Source organism: Nonomuraea sp. NPDC049607, assembly GCF_040675375.1.
In the GTDB taxonomy this organism is placed as follows: Bacteria; Actinomycetota; Actinomycetes; order Streptosporangiales; family Streptosporangiaceae; genus Nonomuraea.
On the sequence record NZ_JBFAOV010000005.1, the window covers coordinates 171,374 to 186,045 of the forward strand.

Here is a 14,672-nt window from a genome sequence, read left to right on the forward strand (position 1 = left end):
AGTAAGATGTCCGGAAATGTTCCCCCAGAAGGGGCATCACGCCGGGGCCGGACCCCCTTCCAGCAGCCGCCCGCCGGACAGCTCCAGCCTGCGGTCCACCCCGATCTCCGCCAGGAACCTCTCGTCGTGACTGACCACCACGAACGCCCCCTCGTACGCGCCGAGTGCGCTCTCCAGCTGACCCACGCTGAGCAGGTCGAGGTTGTTGGTCGGCTCGTCCAGCAGCAGCAGCTGGGGCGCCGGCTCGGCGCACAACACGCAGGCCAGCGTGGCGCGCAGCCGTTCGCCGCCCGACAGCACGGCGACCCGCAGGTGGGCCCGCGCGCCCCGGAACAGGAAGCGGGCCAGCAGGTTCATCCGCTCGGCGGCCGGCATCGCGGGGGCGAAGGCGGCCAGGTTCTCGGCGACGGTGAGCTCGTCGTCGAGCAGGTCGAGCCGCTGCGACAGGTAGGCCACCCGGCCGTCGGCCCGCCTGGTCGTGCCGCTGTCGGGTTCGAGCTCGCCGGTGATCAGGCGCAGCAGCGTGGACTTGCCGACGCCGTTGGAACCGGTCAGCGCGATCCGCTCGGGCCCGCGGACGACCAGGTCGAGGCCCGGCTCGGCGAACAGCCCGCGGGCCATGAGGTGCTCGCCCTGGAAGACCGTGCGCCCGGCGGGCACGTTGGTGCCGGGCAGTTGCAGGGAGATCCGCTGGTCGTCGCGCAGGGCGCGGCCCGCCTCGTCCAGCCGGGCCTTGGCGTCGCTGACGCGGGCGGCGTGCGTCTGGCTCGCCCGGCCGGCCGACTCCTGGGCGCCGCGCTTCATGTTCCCGGCGAAGATGCGCGGCAGGCCGGCGTTCTTGAGGTTGCGGGCGGCGTTGCCGGCCCTGCGCTCGGCGCGCTCGCGAGCCTGCTGCATCTCCCGCTTCTCGCGCTTGAGCTCCTGTTCGGCCGTGCGCACGTTGCGCTCGGCGGCCTCCTGCTCGGTGCGTACGGCCTCCTCGTAGGCGGTGAAGTCACCGCCGTAGAAGCGCACCTCGCCCCGATCCAGCTCGGCGATGCGGTCCATGCGGTCGAGCAGGGCGCGGTCGTGGCTCACCACGAGCAGGCAGCCCTTCCAGTCGCCGAGCACGGTGTGCAGCCGGTCGCGGGCGTCGAGGTCGAGGTTGTTGGTGGGCTCGTCGAGCAGCAGGACGTCGGGCCGCCTGAGCAGCTGCGCGGCCAGGCCGAGCGAGACGATCTGCCCGCCGCTCAGCGTGCGCAGCGTGCGGCCGAAGTCGAGGTGGCCGAGGCCGAGCCGGTCGAGCTGGGCGCGGGTGCGCTCCTCGATGTCCCAGTCGTTGCCGATGGTGGTGAAGTGCTCCTCGGCGGTGTCGCCCGCCTCGATGGCGTTGAGCGCGGCGATCACCGGGGCGATGCCCAGGACCTCGGCCACGCTCAGGTCGCCGGCCAGCGGCAGGCTCTGCGGCAGGTAGCCGAGCACGCCGGCGACGGACACGCTGCCGGCGCGCGGCCGGTACTCCCCGGCGATGAGCTTGAGCAGCGTGCTCTTGCCCGCGCCGTTGGGGGCGACCAGGCCCGTACGGCCGCCGGGCACGCTGAAGGACAGGTCGCTGAAGACCGGGGTGTCGTCAGGCCAGGAGAAGGACAGGTTGGAGCAGACGATGAACGCGTCGGACATGTGAAGAAGACCTCAACGGAGAACGCGGGCATGCCGAAGCCGCCCGGTGAAAGGACAGGGATTCGGGAAACGACGAACAGGGCCACACCGGCGGCGCACACGCGTTCACGCCGGGGCCGATCAACCTCCGGTATCACCCGGAGATGTCGTCGTCACCTGCCATGTCTGGTCTCCTAGCTGAGAATCACAAGCATTTCACACCTTAGCAGGCGGCCCGTCGTGCTCCGGCCGCCTGCTTCCCGGGTGAGGTGTCAGTGGGCTCCGGCGGCGCGGAGCAGGGCGGCCACCTGCCTCTGGCCCTTGGCCACGGCGTGCGCGAGTGGGGTGACGCCGTCGCGGTCGGCCAGGTCGACGTCGGCGCCCGCGGCGATCAGCAGCCGGACGATCTCCTGGTGACGCTCACCGCCGTCGCCCAGGATGACCGCCTCCAGCAGGCCCGTCCAGCCCAGGTCGTTGACGTGGTCGACGTCGATGCCGGTCTTCAGCACCTCGCGGACGTACTCGACGTGCCCGCGTTCGCAGGCGGGGATGAGGGAGACGCCGCCGTAGCGGTTGCGCTTGGTCAGGTCGGGCCCGGCGGGCAGCAGCGCCCTGAGCATCGCGACGCTTCCGGTGACGCCGGTGACCAGCCAGGGGGTGTCCTTCCTGAAGTCCTGGGCGTCGGGGTCGGCGCCCGCCGCGACCAGCAGCTTGGCCACCTCGACGTGGTCGGCCGCCGCCGCGAGCAGCAGGGCCGTACGGCGTTGCGCGTCGCGGGCCTCGACGTCGGCCCCCGCCCCGAGCGCGTCCCGGACGGCGGCGGCGTCACCGCGCGCGGCCCCCGCCAGCAGTTCCTCGTCGGCCATTCCCGCTCCTTTCACCTCGCGCCCGCCGCAGGCCGCGAGCATCAGACCGAGCCCCCAGGTCAGGACGGCTCGGCGCTTCATCCCTTCATCCTTCCGCCTTCCCGCCCCCGGCCGCGCGCCGGGGGCCGGGCACGGCCGGTCAGCGCAGCTGCCCGGCGACCGCCTTGAGGCCCGCCTGGGCGATGGACTCGTCGATGTCGCCGCTGGGGGCGCCGCCGACGCCGATGCCCGCGACGGGGGCGCCGCCCGAGGCGACGGGCACGCCGCCGCCGAGGAAGAGGGTGCCCGGGATGTCGGCGATGGACGGTCCGCCGCCGGTGATGCCCTTGCCGAGCTCACTGGTCGTCCGGCCGAAGGAGACCGCGGTGAACGCCTTGCGCCTGGCCGACTCCTCGGTCTGCGGGCCCGCGCCGTCGCCCTTGAGCACCAGGCGGGTCGCGCCGGACCGGTCGACGATCACGACGGAGACGCGCTGCTTCTGCTTGACGGCCTCCTTCAGCACGGCGTCGGCGATCTTCAGGGCGGCGTCGGCGGAGAGCGTCCCGGTCTGCACGACGGGCTCGGCGGCGGCCACGCGGGCACTGTGGGCGGCGTCGGCGGCCTGGGCGGGCGAGGTGGCGGCGACGGCGCCGGCCAGCACGGCCAGCCCCGACAGCGAGCCGGCGACCAGGCGAGTACGGATGTTCATGGTTTCTCCAGTTCGGCAGGGCGAAGTCGGACACCTCAAGGTTTCCCGGCGGACCGCGCCGGGCCATCGGGAGCACGGGCGATCCCCGCGCGCCGGCCGGTCGAGCGCCGGGTCAACCGATCGGTTGATGCGCTCCCGTGCTGGTGGGGGCCACCATCGGGCAGGGGATAGTGTCGGAGGGCATGGCGACGGGGAGGGCGATGAGGGAGCGCACCTGGCTCAACTGGGCCATGCACGTGGGGTTCTACCTGCTGCTCGCCGCCTCGGCCCTGCGGCTGGTGTCCCGGCACGGCATGGTCCCGCAGACGGTGACGTCGTTGGCCGTCTGCGCCCTGCTCGCGCTCGCGTACGCGGCCGGGATCATGGGGTGGAACCGGCTGGGGCGGCGGGGGCGGCTCGTCTGGCTGGGCGGCGTCGCGGCGGTGTGGCTGGCGCTGGTGATGCTGGCGCCGTCGTTCAGCTGGTGCGCGGTGCCCCTGCTCTTCCTGTGCCTGCGGCTGCTCGACGCGCGCGGTTTCACGGTGGCCGCCGCGGCGCTGACCCTGGTGGTGATCGTGGCCCAGCTGGAGATCGCCCGGGAGCTCGACGTCAGCCTGATCCTCGCGCCGGTCGGCATCGCGGCCATGACGGCGGTCATCTTCGGGGAGCTGCAACGCGAGAGCGCCGCCCGGCAACTGCTCATCGACGACCTGATCAGCACCCGCGGCACGCTGGCCGACTCCCGCCACCGCACGGGCGTGCTGGAGGAGCGCGAGCGGCTGGCCAGGGAGATCCACGACACGCTCGCCCAGGGCCTGACCAGCATGGGCATCCTGCTCCAGGCCGCCGACCGCATGTGGGCCACCGACCCCGCCCAGGCCCGCGCCCACGTACGGCGGGCCGCCGCGGCCGCCGCCGACAACCTCGACGAGGCGCGCCGGTTCGTCCGCGACCTCCAGCCGCCCGGCCTGGTGGACGTCTCGCTGCCCGAGGCGCTGGCCCGGCTCTGCGCCGACGCCGACGGCACCGGGCCACGGGTGCGCTTCCGGCTGGCGGGCGAGGAGTACCCGCTGGCTCCGGAGGTGCAGGCGGCGCTGCTGCGGGTGGCGCAGGCGGCGCTGGCCAACGTACGCGACCACGCCGGACCGGCGGCGGGCACAGCGGCGGGAACAGCGGCAGGGACAGCGGCGGCCACGGTGACGGCCACGGTGACGGCCACGGTGACGCTGTCCTACCTCGACGGCGAGGTCACGCTCGACGTGTTCGACGACGGCGTGGGCTTCGCCGAGCCCGCCCCCGCTCCCGGCCGCGGCTACGGGCTGCGGGCGATGCGCGACCGGCTGGCGGAGGTGCACGGCGTCCTGGTGATCGAGAGCGCGCCCGGCGAGGGCACGGCGGTCGCGGCCCGGGTGCCCGCCGCGTGGCCCCCGTGCGTCCTGGACGGCGGTGGCCCGGCATGAGGCTGTTCCTGGTCGACGACCATCCGGTGGTCCGGGCGGGGCTGGTGGCCCTGCTCGGCGGCGAGGACGACATGGAGGTCGTCGGCGAGGCCGCCGACGGGGCCGAGGCGCTGCGCGGCATCGCCGCCCGCTCCCCCGACGTCGTGCTCATGGACCTGCAGCTCGGCGACGGCATCGACGGCGTGGAGGTCACCCGGCGGGTCCGCGAGCTGCCCGCGCCGCCGCAGGTGCTGGTGCTGACGACGTACGAGAGCGATGCCGACATCATGCGGGCCGTCGACGCCGGGGCCATCGGCTACCTGCTCAAGGCGTGCCCGCCGGAGGAGCTGTTCCAGGGCATCCGGGCCGCGGCCAGGGGCGAGAGCGTGCTGTCGGCCAAGGTGGCGACCCGGATGATGCGGCGCATGCGCGAGCCCGGCCCGGCGCTGAGCGCCCGCGAGGTCGAGCTGCTGGAGCTGCTGGCCAGCGGGGCGAGCAACCGGGAGATCGCCCGGCGGCTCTTCATCACCGAGGCGACGGTCAAGACCCACCTGGTGCACATCTACGACAAGCTCGGCGTGGACACGCGCACGGCCGCCGTCACGGCCGCCGTCGAGCGCCGCCTCATCCGGCTCCCTTGAGCACCGGCCGCCCGCCCGGACGGCCGGGCGAGCGGCCGGGCGCGAGGGGGCGCGCCAGGCGTCAGCGGATGGCGGCGGGGGAGGTCGCGCCGGGGACGAGCCGGTGCGGCGGGCCGCCGGTGACGTCGGCCGCCCACACGTCGCCGTCCTTGGCGTACATGACCGTGCGGTCGTCCAGCCAGGCGGCCTGGTCGTCGATGCTGGCCCGCTCCCCCAGCGGGCTCTCCCGCATCGTGGCCAGGTCCAGCAGGTGCAGCCGCCACGGGCCGGGTGAGACGCGTTTCTTGAACACCAGCCGGGTCCCGTCGGGCGACAGGGACGGGCACTCGGCGTTCTCCCTGAGCACGCGGGCCCGCCAGGCCCCGAAGTCGCCTTCCACCAGGTACGTCCGGCCCTTGGTCCCGACGGTCGCGTAGAAGCGGTTGTCGTCGGCGGCGAACGTGACCCCCCAGTAGTTGACGTCGGCGGAGTGGTAGCGGCGGCCGTCGAGGTAGAGCGGGATGTCCTCCATGTTCGTGATGAGGTAGCCGGTCCGGGTGTCGAGGATGCCGGTCCAGGTGGAGAAGCCGCCGGTGCTGTAGGAGTCGCCGGTGACGAACACCGTCCAGGAGGCCATCCGGCCGCTGGCGGACACGCGGGCCCGGCTCGGCACCCCGGCCAGGTTGACCCGGCGGGTCTCCTTCAGCGACCGGTCCAGGACGAGCGCCTCGGTCTTCGGCAGCGGGCCGGGGCGGGTGGCCAGGCACAGGGTGGTGCCGTTCGCCGTGTAGAAGCGGTCGCAGGCCCGGGAGCTGACCCTCGGCGGCGCGCCCGGGTCGGCGAGGGGCACGGACGCGACGCGTCCGCCGCTGCGCACCAGCACCCGGCCGGGCTCGGCGGCGTCGAACCCCGCGACGGCGGGCGCGACCTGGCGCGAGGACGCCGCCCAGGTGGCGTACGCGGTCGCGCCGCCGGCCAGCAGCACCACCGCGGCCAGGAGTACGAGCACCCGTCTCATTGACGACCTCCTTGTCATCGCAGCGTCCGCCAGGCGATCACGGACGCCGTCACCAGCCCCGCGGCCATCACCGCCAGCGCCGGCCCCTCCCCCGTCCCCGCCCACAACAGGCCGAACAGGATGGACGACACCATCCGGGCCGTGGCCTGCCCGGTCTGGAGCAGCGCCAGGCCGCCGGTCCGCGCGCTCTCGGGCAACATCGGCCCGGTCAGCGCCATGAGCACGCCGTCGGTGGCGGCGTAGAACAGGCCGTGCAGCAGCAGCGCGGGCACCAGCCAGGCCGGGCCCAGCAGCACCAGGTACACCGCGAGCAGCGCCACGTGCCCGGCGACGAACACCGCCGCGCGCCCGAACCGGTCCGACAGCCTGCCGAGCGGCACCGCCAGCAGCAGGTACGCGCCCGCCGTGCCGACCGGCAGCAGCGGGAACAGCTCGGGCGCGATCGCCAGCCGCCGTTGCAGCACCAGGTAGACGAACGAGTCGCTGACCGTCACCAGGCCGAGCGCCACCGCCACCAGGCAGGCCCGGCGGAACCCGGGCTCCCGCGTCACCGCCGCCCGCAGCCGTACGCGGACGGTCAGGGGGCCGCGCCGGTCCCGTACGTACAGAACGAGCAGGAGCACGCCCAGGGCGGCCACGCAGAAGCTCGTCACGAACACCGCGTCGTAGGCGCCCGCCGTCGCCGTCAGCACCGCGAACGCGGCCAGCGGCCCGAGGAAGGCGCCCACGGTGTCCATCGCCCGGTGCACCCCGAACGCGCCGCCCAGCCGTTCGGGCGGGGCGCTCAGCGTGATGAGCGCGTCCCTGGGCGCGGTGCGCAGCCCCTTGCCGGTGCGGTCGGCGGCCACCACCAGGCCGAGCGCCGCGGCCGACCCGCCGGCCGCGAGCAGGCCCAGCTTGCAGACGGCCGAGAGCCCGTACCCGAGCCCGGCGACCAGCTTGCGGCGGCTCCACCGGTCGGCGGCGTGCCCGCCGGCCAGCCTGACCAGCGCGGTGACGCCGAAGTACAGGCCGTCCAGCAGCCCGAACTGCACCAGGCTGAGCCCGAGCGCGCCCACCAGGTACAGCGGCAGCACCGCGGTGACCATCTCCGACGAGATGTCCGTGACCAGGCTGACCAGGCCGAGCGCCACCACGTTGGCGGGCACCGCCCTGGTCAGCCGGGTGCCGAGAAGCGAGATGTACATCTAGTGGCAGGAGTAGGTCGGGCTGCTGTCCTTGACCGAGCCGTCGGTCCCGACCAGCTGCCAGCCGAACGTGCTCCCGGCGAACGTCAGCTTCAGCACGCCGAAGGTGTCGGTCAGCCGCTTCTGGCTGTTCGGCTGCACGTTCTCGATCTGGTACGGCGACGCGCCGCCCATCCCGCCGAGCACCTCGACGATGCCCTTCGCGGTGTCGGCCTGGGCGCTGGGGTTCTGCGGCCCGAACCGCTCGTAGTGGTGGTCGTGCCCGTTGAGCACCAGCTCGGCGCCGGCCGCGTACAGCGCCTGCCAGACGGGCTTGGAGACGGGGTCGTTGCCGTGCTCGCCGGAGCTGAACAGCGGGTGGTGCCAGTACGCGGCCACGCACGGCTTGGTGGTGGCGGCGAGGTCGTTCTTGAGCCAGGTGAGCTGGGCCGACTGGTCGAAGTGGTTGGAGTCGAGCGCGACGAAGTGCCAGTTGCCGCGGTCGTAGCTGTAGTAGCTCTTGCCCTGTGGGAAGGCGATGGCGCCGAAGTAGGACTTGTACCCGGCCTCGGACCCGGCCGGGTCGTAGGTCTCGTGGTTGCCGGGGACCGGGCGGGTCTTGGCCTTGAACCTGCCCCACGTCTTGTCGTAGTAGTTGCGGAAGTCGGACAGGAGGGCGTCGTCGTACTGGTTGTCGCCCATGGTGATGACGAACTCCGGGTTCATCGACTCGACCAGGGCGGCCGTCTTGGGGTGCACGCAGGAGGAGGAGCTCGCGGTGCACTGCTCGGCGATGTCACCGGCGGCGGCCACCACGAACGTGTCGCCCGGCGGGTCGGTGGGCGGGTCGGTCGGCTGGGTGCCGCCGCCGTAGACCTGCATCTCCCACAGGGAGTAGCCGTAGGAGGTGCCGCGCGCGGTCCCGTACATGCGGACGTAGCGGCCGGTGGCGGTCAGGGCGAGGTCGTCCACGCCGCCGTCGCCGGTGGTGGTGGAGTAGACGTCGGTCCAGGCGCTGCCGTCGGCGGAGGTCTGGATCTTGTACGACTTGCCGTAGGCGTCCTCCCAGGTCAGCTTGACCCGGCTGATCTGCTGGGAGGCGCCGAGGTCCACCCGCAGCCATTCGGGGTCGTGGCCTTCGGCCGAGGCCCACCGGGTGGCGGCGAGGTCGCCGTCGAAGGCCTTTGCGGCGGCGTAGGAGGAGGCTTCCTTGGAGGAGGAGGTGGCGGGTCTGCCCTGCGAGAGGAGCGTCTCGGCGGTGCCGGCCGAGGCGGTGGCGGCCACGAGCAGGCCGGCCACCAGGCCGATCACGGCCATGACGGCCAGGCGGACTCTGGACATGGCGATTCTCCTGGGGGTGAGAGATCGGAGCACGGTCCGGTGGGCGGCCGGGGCAGGAGTCTTTCGCTGAGCGCGTCACCTCCTCGTGGGAGGCCGCGCCGAGCCGCTTACCGGGATCGTGGCCCAGGGCGCGGAGGGCTGTCAATAAAGTTAGGAAGCTTTCTTAACCCTGTTGGGCGGGGTTCATCCGGCCGCCGCGCGGCACGCCGAGGCCGCCGCCCGGAGACCGGGCGGCGGGTCCGCGCCGCCGGTCAGCCCGGGGTCACCGGGACGTTCGTCAGGCCCCGGGTCGCGCCCGTGACGGTGTTGGAGGAGTGCACGACGTTCGGGTCGGCCACGCACTTCGAGGTCGAGGTGATCTTGATGGCGTACGCGCCGACGCCGCCGAGGTCGGAGCGGTTGCCGCGCCAGACGTTCCCGCAGCCGTTGAGGAGGGACGGCGTCGTGGCCGGATTGTGCGTCTCGTAGCCGTTGGCGAAGGTGCCGGGCGGGGCGAACGTGCCCGTGTTGTTCTCGATCGTGTAGCGGGAGCCCTTGACGTCCACCCAGGAGTCGGCGGAGTTCTGGCCGCTGACGCCGGTGCCGTCGAAGGTGTTGCCGCTGATCAGGCCGCCGCTCGTGCCCTCCTTGACGTCGATGTGCTCGGCGGCGACGTACGGGCCGATCGTGTTGCCGGTGACCTGGACGCGGTCCGACCGGTCCACGCCGCCGGTGTTGCCGTGGCAGCCCCAGTTCGAGCCGGCCGAGCCGAGGTAGACGCCCTCGCCGTAGCCGGGCTGGACGAGGCCCGTGTAGGCGACGCGGGAGTTCCTCAGGACGCCGTCGGAGGAACTGCGCCGGAAGTGCACGCCCTCGTCCTCGACGTGGTGGACGTACACGCCGTCGATCACCACGTGGGCGGAGGCGTCCAGGACGACGCCCTTCTTGGAGTCCTTGACGGTGAACCCGGTGAGCCGCCAGTAGGGAGCCGCGTACAGCCAGAGCCCGTAACCGGAGTCCCAGCCGCCGCCGGGCGCGGGACAGGACGGCGCGACGCCCGAGGGACCGTCGTTGACCAGGACGGCGTTCGCCGGGCCGGTCAGCGTGATGGGCGCGGCGGCGGTACCGGGGCGCTGGGCGACGAAGACGCCGTGGTACTCGCCGGGCGCGAGCCTGATGGTCTGCCCGGGAGCCGCCCCGGCCAGCGCGCTCACGAGCTGAGCCGCCGTGGACACGTCGACCACCTCACCCACCTCACCCACAGCGGCGCCGGGCGGAGAGGTGAGCAGGAAGGGCAGCAGGCCGGCCAGCAGGGTCCGTCTCATGGGGGTTCCTCCCTTCGGTGGGCCGTGCCCGCGAACGCCGTCCGCGGGCACGGCCGAGGGTTCCGCCGCCGGTCAGGGCACCCAGTGGTTGCCGGTCACCGTGATCATGACCTGGAGCTGGATGCTGGCCGAGTAGTAGCTGCTCGCGTCGATCGGCGTGCCGAGCATCTTGTTCCACAGCGCGTCCAGCCACGCCTGGCTGCCGGAGTCCGTCATCGCCGCCACCGCGAACGGCGCGAAGAAGGCGGCCTCGCTGCCGCTGGAGATCTGCGTGCCGTTCAGCTTGTAGCCGATCGCGATCTTGCTCGGGTCGCCGCCGGTCTTGCCCTTGATCCAGGAGTTGATCTTCCTGGCCGAGGCGAGCGACTTGGCGTCCCCGCTCGTGACGGCGTCGTCGCCGATGCGCCACGGGGTACGGCAGGCGTTCCACCAGTACTGGCCGTCGTTCGGGTCCTCCAGGACCTGGCCGGGGGCCGGCTTGGCGGTGGTGTTGGTGTTGACCACGAAGTCCGGCAGCAGGCCGGTGGCGGAGGCGTAGTTGGCCTGGAGCGTGGTGATCAGGTTCTGGTGGGCGGTCCTGATCGTGTCCCAGGCGCTGTTCCCGGTCGCCTTCCTGAAGGCCCTGAAGTGGTCGATCATCCAGTCCGAGGTACGGGTGATGTAGTAGTACTGGTCGCCCGAGCTGCTCCAGTCGCCCAGCTTGAGCAGGTTCGTGGACGGGTTGATCTCGTCCTTCTTGATGGCGTTGATGTGCTTGACCGCCAGGTCGAGGTAGTTGTACGTGCCGGAGCTGCCCCACTGCCGGTGGGCCAGGAGCAGGCCGTAGGCGACGTCCATGTCGCCGTCGGTGGCGCCGTCGCTCCCGTCGACGCTCTTGCAGGCGGTGTCCTGCTCGGCGGCCAGCAGGTCGGGGTTGATGGACGACGGGTGGTCGATCATCCACTTGACCATGCCGTCGAAGATCTTCTTGGCGTCGGGGTCGGCCCCGGCCATGGTCGCGACGATCGCCATGCCGTATCCCTGGGCCTCGGCCACGTACGGGTGGTCGGCGTCGGGCGAGATCACCTCGTACCAGCCGTTCCCGCAGTTCTGCCGGACGAAGGCGGCCTTCCACCGCTTGTAGTAGTCGACCACCCGCGCGTCCAGCGTGGCCTGGTCGCCCGTGGGACGCAGCATGCCCGCGGCGTACGGGATGGTGTGGCTGCCGAAGGGCACCGCGGGACCGCTGCCGCCGGGCTGCGTGGTCGCCGTGACGCCGCCACTGGCCGCCGACTGGTTGCCCGCGGCGTCGCGCGCCTTGACGGTGTAGCCGTAGGCGGTGGCCGGGGTCAGGCCGGTGTCGGTGTACGTGGTGCCCGCCACGGTGGTCACCAGGGTCGAGCCCCGGTAGACGAGGTAGCCGGTGACGCCCACGTCGTCGGTGGCGGCGTCCCAGGCCAGGGACACGCTGGTGGAGGTGGTGCCGGTCGCGCGCAGGTTGCCCGGGACGGAGGGCGGGGTGGTGTCGGTGCCTCCGCCGCCGCCGCTGCCGTAGACCTCCAGCTCGTACAGCGAGTAGCCGTACGTCGTGCCGCGGGCGGTGCCGTACATGCGCACGTACCGGCCGCTGCCGCTGACCGTCAGGTCGTCGGTCGCGCCGTTGCCGGAGGTGGTGGAGTAGACGTCGGTCCAGGTGCCGCCGTCGGGAGAGGTCTGGATCTTGTACGACTTGCCGTACGCCGCCTCCCAGGTCAGCTTCACCCTGGAGACGGTGTACGTGTCGCCGAGGTCGACCCGGATCCATTCGGGGTCGTGGCCTTCGACGCTGGCCCAGCGGGTGGAGGCGTTGCCGTCCACCGCCTTGGCCGCCTCGAAGCCGCTGCCCTCGACCGAGGACGAGGTGACCGGCCTGCCACGGGACAGCAGCGTGTCGGCGCTGACGGAACCGGCCGCGGCCGTGGCCGGTGGCGCCAAGGGCGTCGCCGCCATCAGCGCCGCGACCAGGGCCGTGACGAGAAGCGACGACCGCCGGGGGCGCCGCTCAGGACGTCTGATCATGCGTTGATCCTTCGGATAGGGGGTGCCATGGGGCCATCCGCAGGTGGACCGTGATCGAAAGGCGGGCGTTAGGAAACTTTCCTAACCCTCACAGCGGACGCTAAACAAGAACACCCTCTTCCGCAACCCTTCCCCCCAAACCAACCGCCCCCGTTCACCTCCCCGCCACCCCACCCCCTCCCCAAACCACCCCAAACCCACCCGAGCCCACCCGACAGCGGGCACCCCCAACGGCGCCAGGAGATGGGACGTGACGGCGGGTCGCCCTCAGCGACGTCAGCAGGCGGGATGTGACGGCGGGTCGATCTCGCCGGGCGGTGCCGTGACGTACCGGTCGCGGCGCCTGCGGGGGGCGCGTCTACCCCGGCCAGGGGGCCGGTGCCGCCGGGAACGTCCCGGCGGCAGGTGGGATCAGAGGCGTTCGAGGAGCTTGCGGAGCTGGGCCACCTCGGCCTGCTGCGCGCTCTCGATGCCCTTGGCCAGCTCCTTGGCCCGCGGGTCGGCCCCGCTCGCCTGCTCGGTACGCGCCATCTCGATCGCGCCCTCATGGTGGGCGATCATCTGCTCCGCGAACAGCTTGTCGAAGGCGGTCCCCTTGGAGCCTTCGAGCTTCTTCATGTCCTCGGCGGACATGATCCCGGGCATGTCGTGCCCCATCCCGCCGGACGGGACGGGCTTGCCCCACTCGGCCAGCCAGCCCTTCATGGTCTGGATCTCCGGGTCCTGGGCGGCCTTGATCTTGGCGGCGAGCTCCTTGATCTCCGGGTCCTTCGCCCGCTGCGGGGCCAGCTCGGCCATCTCGACCGCCTGCTGGTGGTGCGGGATCATCATCTGGGCGAACATGACGTCCGCGTCGTTGAACGACGCCTGCGACGGCTGGGCACCAGCGGTGGTGGCGGCCGCGTCGGGCGTGGCCGTGGAGGCGGTGTCGGTGCCGCCGCACGCGGTGAGCAGGGCGAGCGCCCCTGCGGCGACGACGACGGCGATCTTACGGTTGCTGGACATGCTGAGGTGATCTCTCGATTCGCTGGGACGGTCGGCAGGTTCTCGCGGATCGCCATGGAGGGCGTCCGCGCCGGCCGCCGGCCTATATGCGCAGGATCGAGAGGTGGGCCAGCCGTAGGGACGTGGGCCGTGGCGGCGGCCTGGCGACCGGCCGGAGAGACGACCCAGCGCCGGCGCCACCGAAGGCACGCCGCCGCGCGCCGACCCAGAAGGCCAGCAGCGCCACGACGAGCAGCGAGCTCAGCACGGCCAGGCAGACCCCGGCCGGATCGAGCCCCGGCATCTCGTGGCCCGATTGAAGCCCCGCGTGGCCGGACTGAAGCCCCGCATGGGCGGCGGGGGCCTCGTGGGCGATCGCCATGTCGTGCCGGGCGTTCACGTGCCCGAGAGTGTGCATCCCGCACACGCCGAGAGCGAGGACGACGAGCAGGAGGGCACGCGCACCCCGCCGCAGGATCCCCACCGGCCCTCCCCCGTAGCTCCGGCTCTGACGAACGAGCACGATACGGGAGCCGCCCACCTTGAGCAACCTGGACCCGGTACGGGTATATGAGACCTGAATCACGATGGTGACCCGGAGCCTTCCTCCTACATTCCCGGCTTGACCAGCGCGCCGCTCTCCCCGATTCTCGGCAGGCAGGCGGAGATCTCCCCTTCGTCGACGAGATCCCGTATCACCTCGACCATCCCGGCGACGCCCGCCTCCCGCACGAGAACCAGGTCGGGGGTGCAACAGTACCGACCGCCCATGCTCTCCCCGGACCGGGCGTGCCGGTCCATGATGCGCCCCGCCTCCTCCAGGGTGAGCATGAGAGCGCTGTATCGCTCGCCGGACGGCAACGTGACGATCGCGTCGCCCGCCTCCAGCCGCGAGGGGTCGGCCTCGCCGTCGAGCAGGATGTCCAGGGTGAAGCCGTCTTCGGCCCAGGTGAAGTAAGGGCTGTCGTCCAAGGGAGTTGCTCCGAGGGCGGCGGGGTCGTGGGACGCCTGAGTGTGTCAGAAGAACTGGGCGAGGCGGAACGGACGCACCACCAGCGGGACCTCCGAACGGCTGAGGACCTTGACCTTCCTGAAGCCGGTCCGCCAGTCCGCCGTCACCTTGACGCACTTCAGCCGCACCTCGTGCTCCCCCGGCGGCGCGAACCGCGAGATGACGACGCCCTTCTTGCCGAACCCCATCCCGCCCAGCCCGATGCCCACCTCGCGGAACATCCGCCACGACCCCTTGACGGGGAACGCGGTGGACCCGACGACGGCGTGGTTGGCCTGGGTGGGGCAGTGGATGAGCAGCCGGATGGCGTCGTTCTGGTGCGGCGCCGCCGGCGAGACGCGGAAGGACGTGAGCTTCTTCCAGGACGTGTCCCCGTCCTGGCCGGAGGCCACCTCGGCGAGGACGGCGGGCCCCACGGGGACGCCCGCGAGGGCGACCGCCGCCAGCACAGTGATCGACAGCATCTTTCCCCTCACGCATTGTGACCAGATGGTTCCATTCTGACCACTTCGCCCAGGCGAAGGACGACGCCACGCCGGACCAGCCGCGCGGATGAGGCCGCACGTCCCCCCGGGGCGAG

The 14,672-nt window shown here is 72.4% G+C and carries 14 protein-coding genes; 2 read left to right on the forward strand and 12 right to left on the reverse strand.

Features of this window, described 5'->3' with window-relative positions; genetic code table 11:
• Positions 1-36: 36 nt before the first annotated feature.
• The 3 genes from AB0J97_RS12835 to AB0J97_RS12845 form a co-directional block, all read right to left on the reverse strand.
• Entirely contained in the window at positions 37-1,659 is a 1,623-nt protein-coding gene (locus tag AB0J97_RS12835) for an ABC-F family ATP-binding cassette domain-containing protein (protein WP_364087716.1), read from the reverse strand.
• A gap of 251 nt (positions 1,660-1,910) precedes the next feature.
• Positions 1,911-2,585, reverse strand: coding sequence for an ankyrin repeat domain-containing protein (locus AB0J97_RS12840; protein ID WP_364087719.1), 675 nt, complete (start codon positions 2,583-2,585; stop codon positions 1,911-1,913).
• A 58-nt stretch (positions 2,586-2,643) separates the two neighbouring features.
• Complete coding sequence (locus AB0J97_RS12845; protein ID WP_357696975.1) at positions 2,644-3,192, reverse strand: heme-binding protein; 549 nt, start codon at positions 3,190-3,192, stop codon at positions 2,644-2,646.
• Positions 3,193-3,392: 200 nt separating this feature from the next.
• On the opposite strand from AB0J97_RS12845, the gene AB0J97_RS12850 reads away from it, so the two are divergent.
• A complete protein-coding gene (locus tag AB0J97_RS12850; protein ID WP_364087721.1) occupies positions 3,393-4,631 on the forward strand; it encodes a histidine kinase in 1,239 nt (412 codons plus the stop codon).
• On the forward strand, positions 4,628-5,251 hold the full coding sequence (locus tag AB0J97_RS12855) for a response regulator transcription factor (RefSeq protein WP_364087723.1): 624 nt from the start codon (positions 4,628-4,630) through the stop codon (positions 5,249-5,251). The genes AB0J97_RS12850 and AB0J97_RS12855 overlap by 4 nt, the downstream gene beginning before the upstream one ends.
• A gap of 61 nt (positions 5,252-5,312) precedes the next feature.
• Here AB0J97_RS12855 and AB0J97_RS12860 read toward each other — a convergent pair whose 3' ends face one another.
• The 9 genes from AB0J97_RS12860 to AB0J97_RS12900 all read right to left on the reverse strand — a co-directional run bounded on the left by AB0J97_RS12860 (position 5,313) and on the right by AB0J97_RS12900 (position 14,556).
• Positions 5,313-6,248 carry a hypothetical protein gene (locus AB0J97_RS12860; protein ID WP_364087725.1) on the reverse strand — a complete coding sequence of 312 codons (936 nt, stop codon included), beginning with the start codon at positions 6,246-6,248 and terminating at the stop codon, positions 5,313-5,315.
• A 14-nt stretch (positions 6,249-6,262) separates the two neighbouring features.
• Positions 6,263-7,435 (reverse strand): MFS transporter, encoded by a 1,173-nt coding sequence (locus tag AB0J97_RS12865; RefSeq protein ID WP_364087727.1) that lies wholly within the window; start codon positions 7,433-7,435, stop codon positions 6,263-6,265.
• Complete coding sequence (locus AB0J97_RS12870; RefSeq protein WP_357696965.1) at positions 7,436-8,755, reverse strand: discoidin domain-containing protein; 1,320 nt, start codon at positions 8,753-8,755, stop codon at positions 7,436-7,438.
• 251 nt (positions 8,756-9,006) lie between these two features.
• Positions 9,007-10,059 (reverse strand): right-handed parallel beta-helix repeat-containing protein, encoded by a 1,053-nt coding sequence (locus AB0J97_RS12875; protein ID WP_364087730.1) that lies wholly within the window; start codon positions 10,057-10,059, stop codon positions 9,007-9,009.
• Between the two features lie 72 nt (positions 10,060-10,131).
• Entirely contained in the window at positions 10,132-12,096 is a 1,965-nt protein-coding gene (locus tag AB0J97_RS12880) for a glycosyl hydrolase family 8 (protein ID WP_364087732.1), read from the reverse strand.
• 411 nt (positions 12,097-12,507) lie between these two features.
• The gene (locus tag AB0J97_RS12885; protein ID WP_357696960.1) at positions 12,508-13,101 is read right to left on the reverse strand and encodes a DUF305 domain-containing protein; all 594 of its coding nucleotides are present in this window, start codon (positions 13,099-13,101) and stop codon (positions 12,508-12,510) included.
• A gap of 82 nt (positions 13,102-13,183) precedes the next feature.
• On the reverse strand, positions 13,184-13,564 hold the full coding sequence (locus AB0J97_RS12890; protein WP_364087734.1) for a hypothetical protein: 381 nt from the start codon (positions 13,562-13,564) through the stop codon (positions 13,184-13,186).
• A 125-nt stretch (positions 13,565-13,689) separates the two neighbouring features.
• Positions 13,690-14,052: a hypothetical protein gene (locus tag AB0J97_RS12895; protein WP_364087736.1), complete on the reverse strand. Its 363-nt coding sequence runs from the start codon at positions 14,050-14,052 to the stop codon at positions 13,690-13,692.
• A 45-nt stretch (positions 14,053-14,097) separates the two neighbouring features.
• Positions 14,098-14,556 (reverse strand): hypothetical protein, encoded by a 459-nt coding sequence (locus tag AB0J97_RS12900; protein WP_364087738.1) that lies wholly within the window; start codon positions 14,554-14,556, stop codon positions 14,098-14,100.
• Positions 14,557-14,672 lie beyond the last annotated feature (116 nt).

What these genes read in the sequence shown, in the direction of transcription:
- AB0J97_RS12835 (WP_364087716.1), bottom strand. Translation starts at nt 1,659, where the DNA reads ATGTCCGACGCGTTCATCGTCTGCTCCAACCTGTCCTTCTCCTGGCCT.
- AB0J97_RS12840 (WP_364087719.1), bottom strand. Translation starts at nt 2,585, where the DNA reads ATGAAGCGCCGAGCCGTCCTGACCTGGGGGCTCGGTCTGATGCTCGCG.
- AB0J97_RS12845 (WP_357696975.1), bottom strand. Translation starts at nt 3,192, where the DNA reads ATGAACATCCGTACTCGCCTGGTCGCCGGCTCGCTGTCGGGGCTGGCC.
- AB0J97_RS12850 (WP_364087721.1), top strand. Translation starts at nt 3,393, where the DNA reads ATGAGGGAGCGCACCTGGCTCAACTGGGCCATGCACGTGGGGTTCTAC.
- AB0J97_RS12855 (WP_364087723.1), top strand. Translation starts at nt 4,628, where the DNA reads ATGAGGCTGTTCCTGGTCGACGACCATCCGGTGGTCCGGGCGGGGCTG.
- AB0J97_RS12860 (WP_364087725.1), bottom strand. Translation starts at nt 6,248, where the DNA reads ATGAGACGGGTGCTCGTACTCCTGGCCGCGGTGGTGCTGCTGGCCGGC.
- AB0J97_RS12865 (WP_364087727.1), bottom strand. Translation starts at nt 7,435, where the DNA reads ATGTACATCTCGCTTCTCGGCACCCGGCTGACCAGGGCGGTGCCCGCC.
- AB0J97_RS12870 (WP_357696965.1), bottom strand. Translation starts at nt 8,755, where the DNA reads ATGTCCAGAGTCCGCCTGGCCGTCATGGCCGTGATCGGCCTGGTGGCC.
- AB0J97_RS12875 (WP_364087730.1), bottom strand. Translation starts at nt 10,059, where the DNA reads ATGAGACGGACCCTGCTGGCCGGCCTGCTGCCCTTCCTGCTCACCTCT.
- AB0J97_RS12880 (WP_364087732.1), bottom strand. Translation starts at nt 12,096, where the DNA reads ATGATCAGACGTCCTGAGCGGCGCCCCCGGCGGTCGTCGCTTCTCGTC.
- AB0J97_RS12885 (WP_357696960.1), bottom strand. Translation starts at nt 13,101, where the DNA reads ATGTCCAGCAACCGTAAGATCGCCGTCGTCGTCGCCGCAGGGGCGCTC.
- AB0J97_RS12900 (WP_364087738.1), bottom strand. Translation starts at nt 14,556, where the DNA reads ATGCTGTCGATCACTGTGCTGGCGGCGGTCGCCCTCGCGGGCGTCCCC.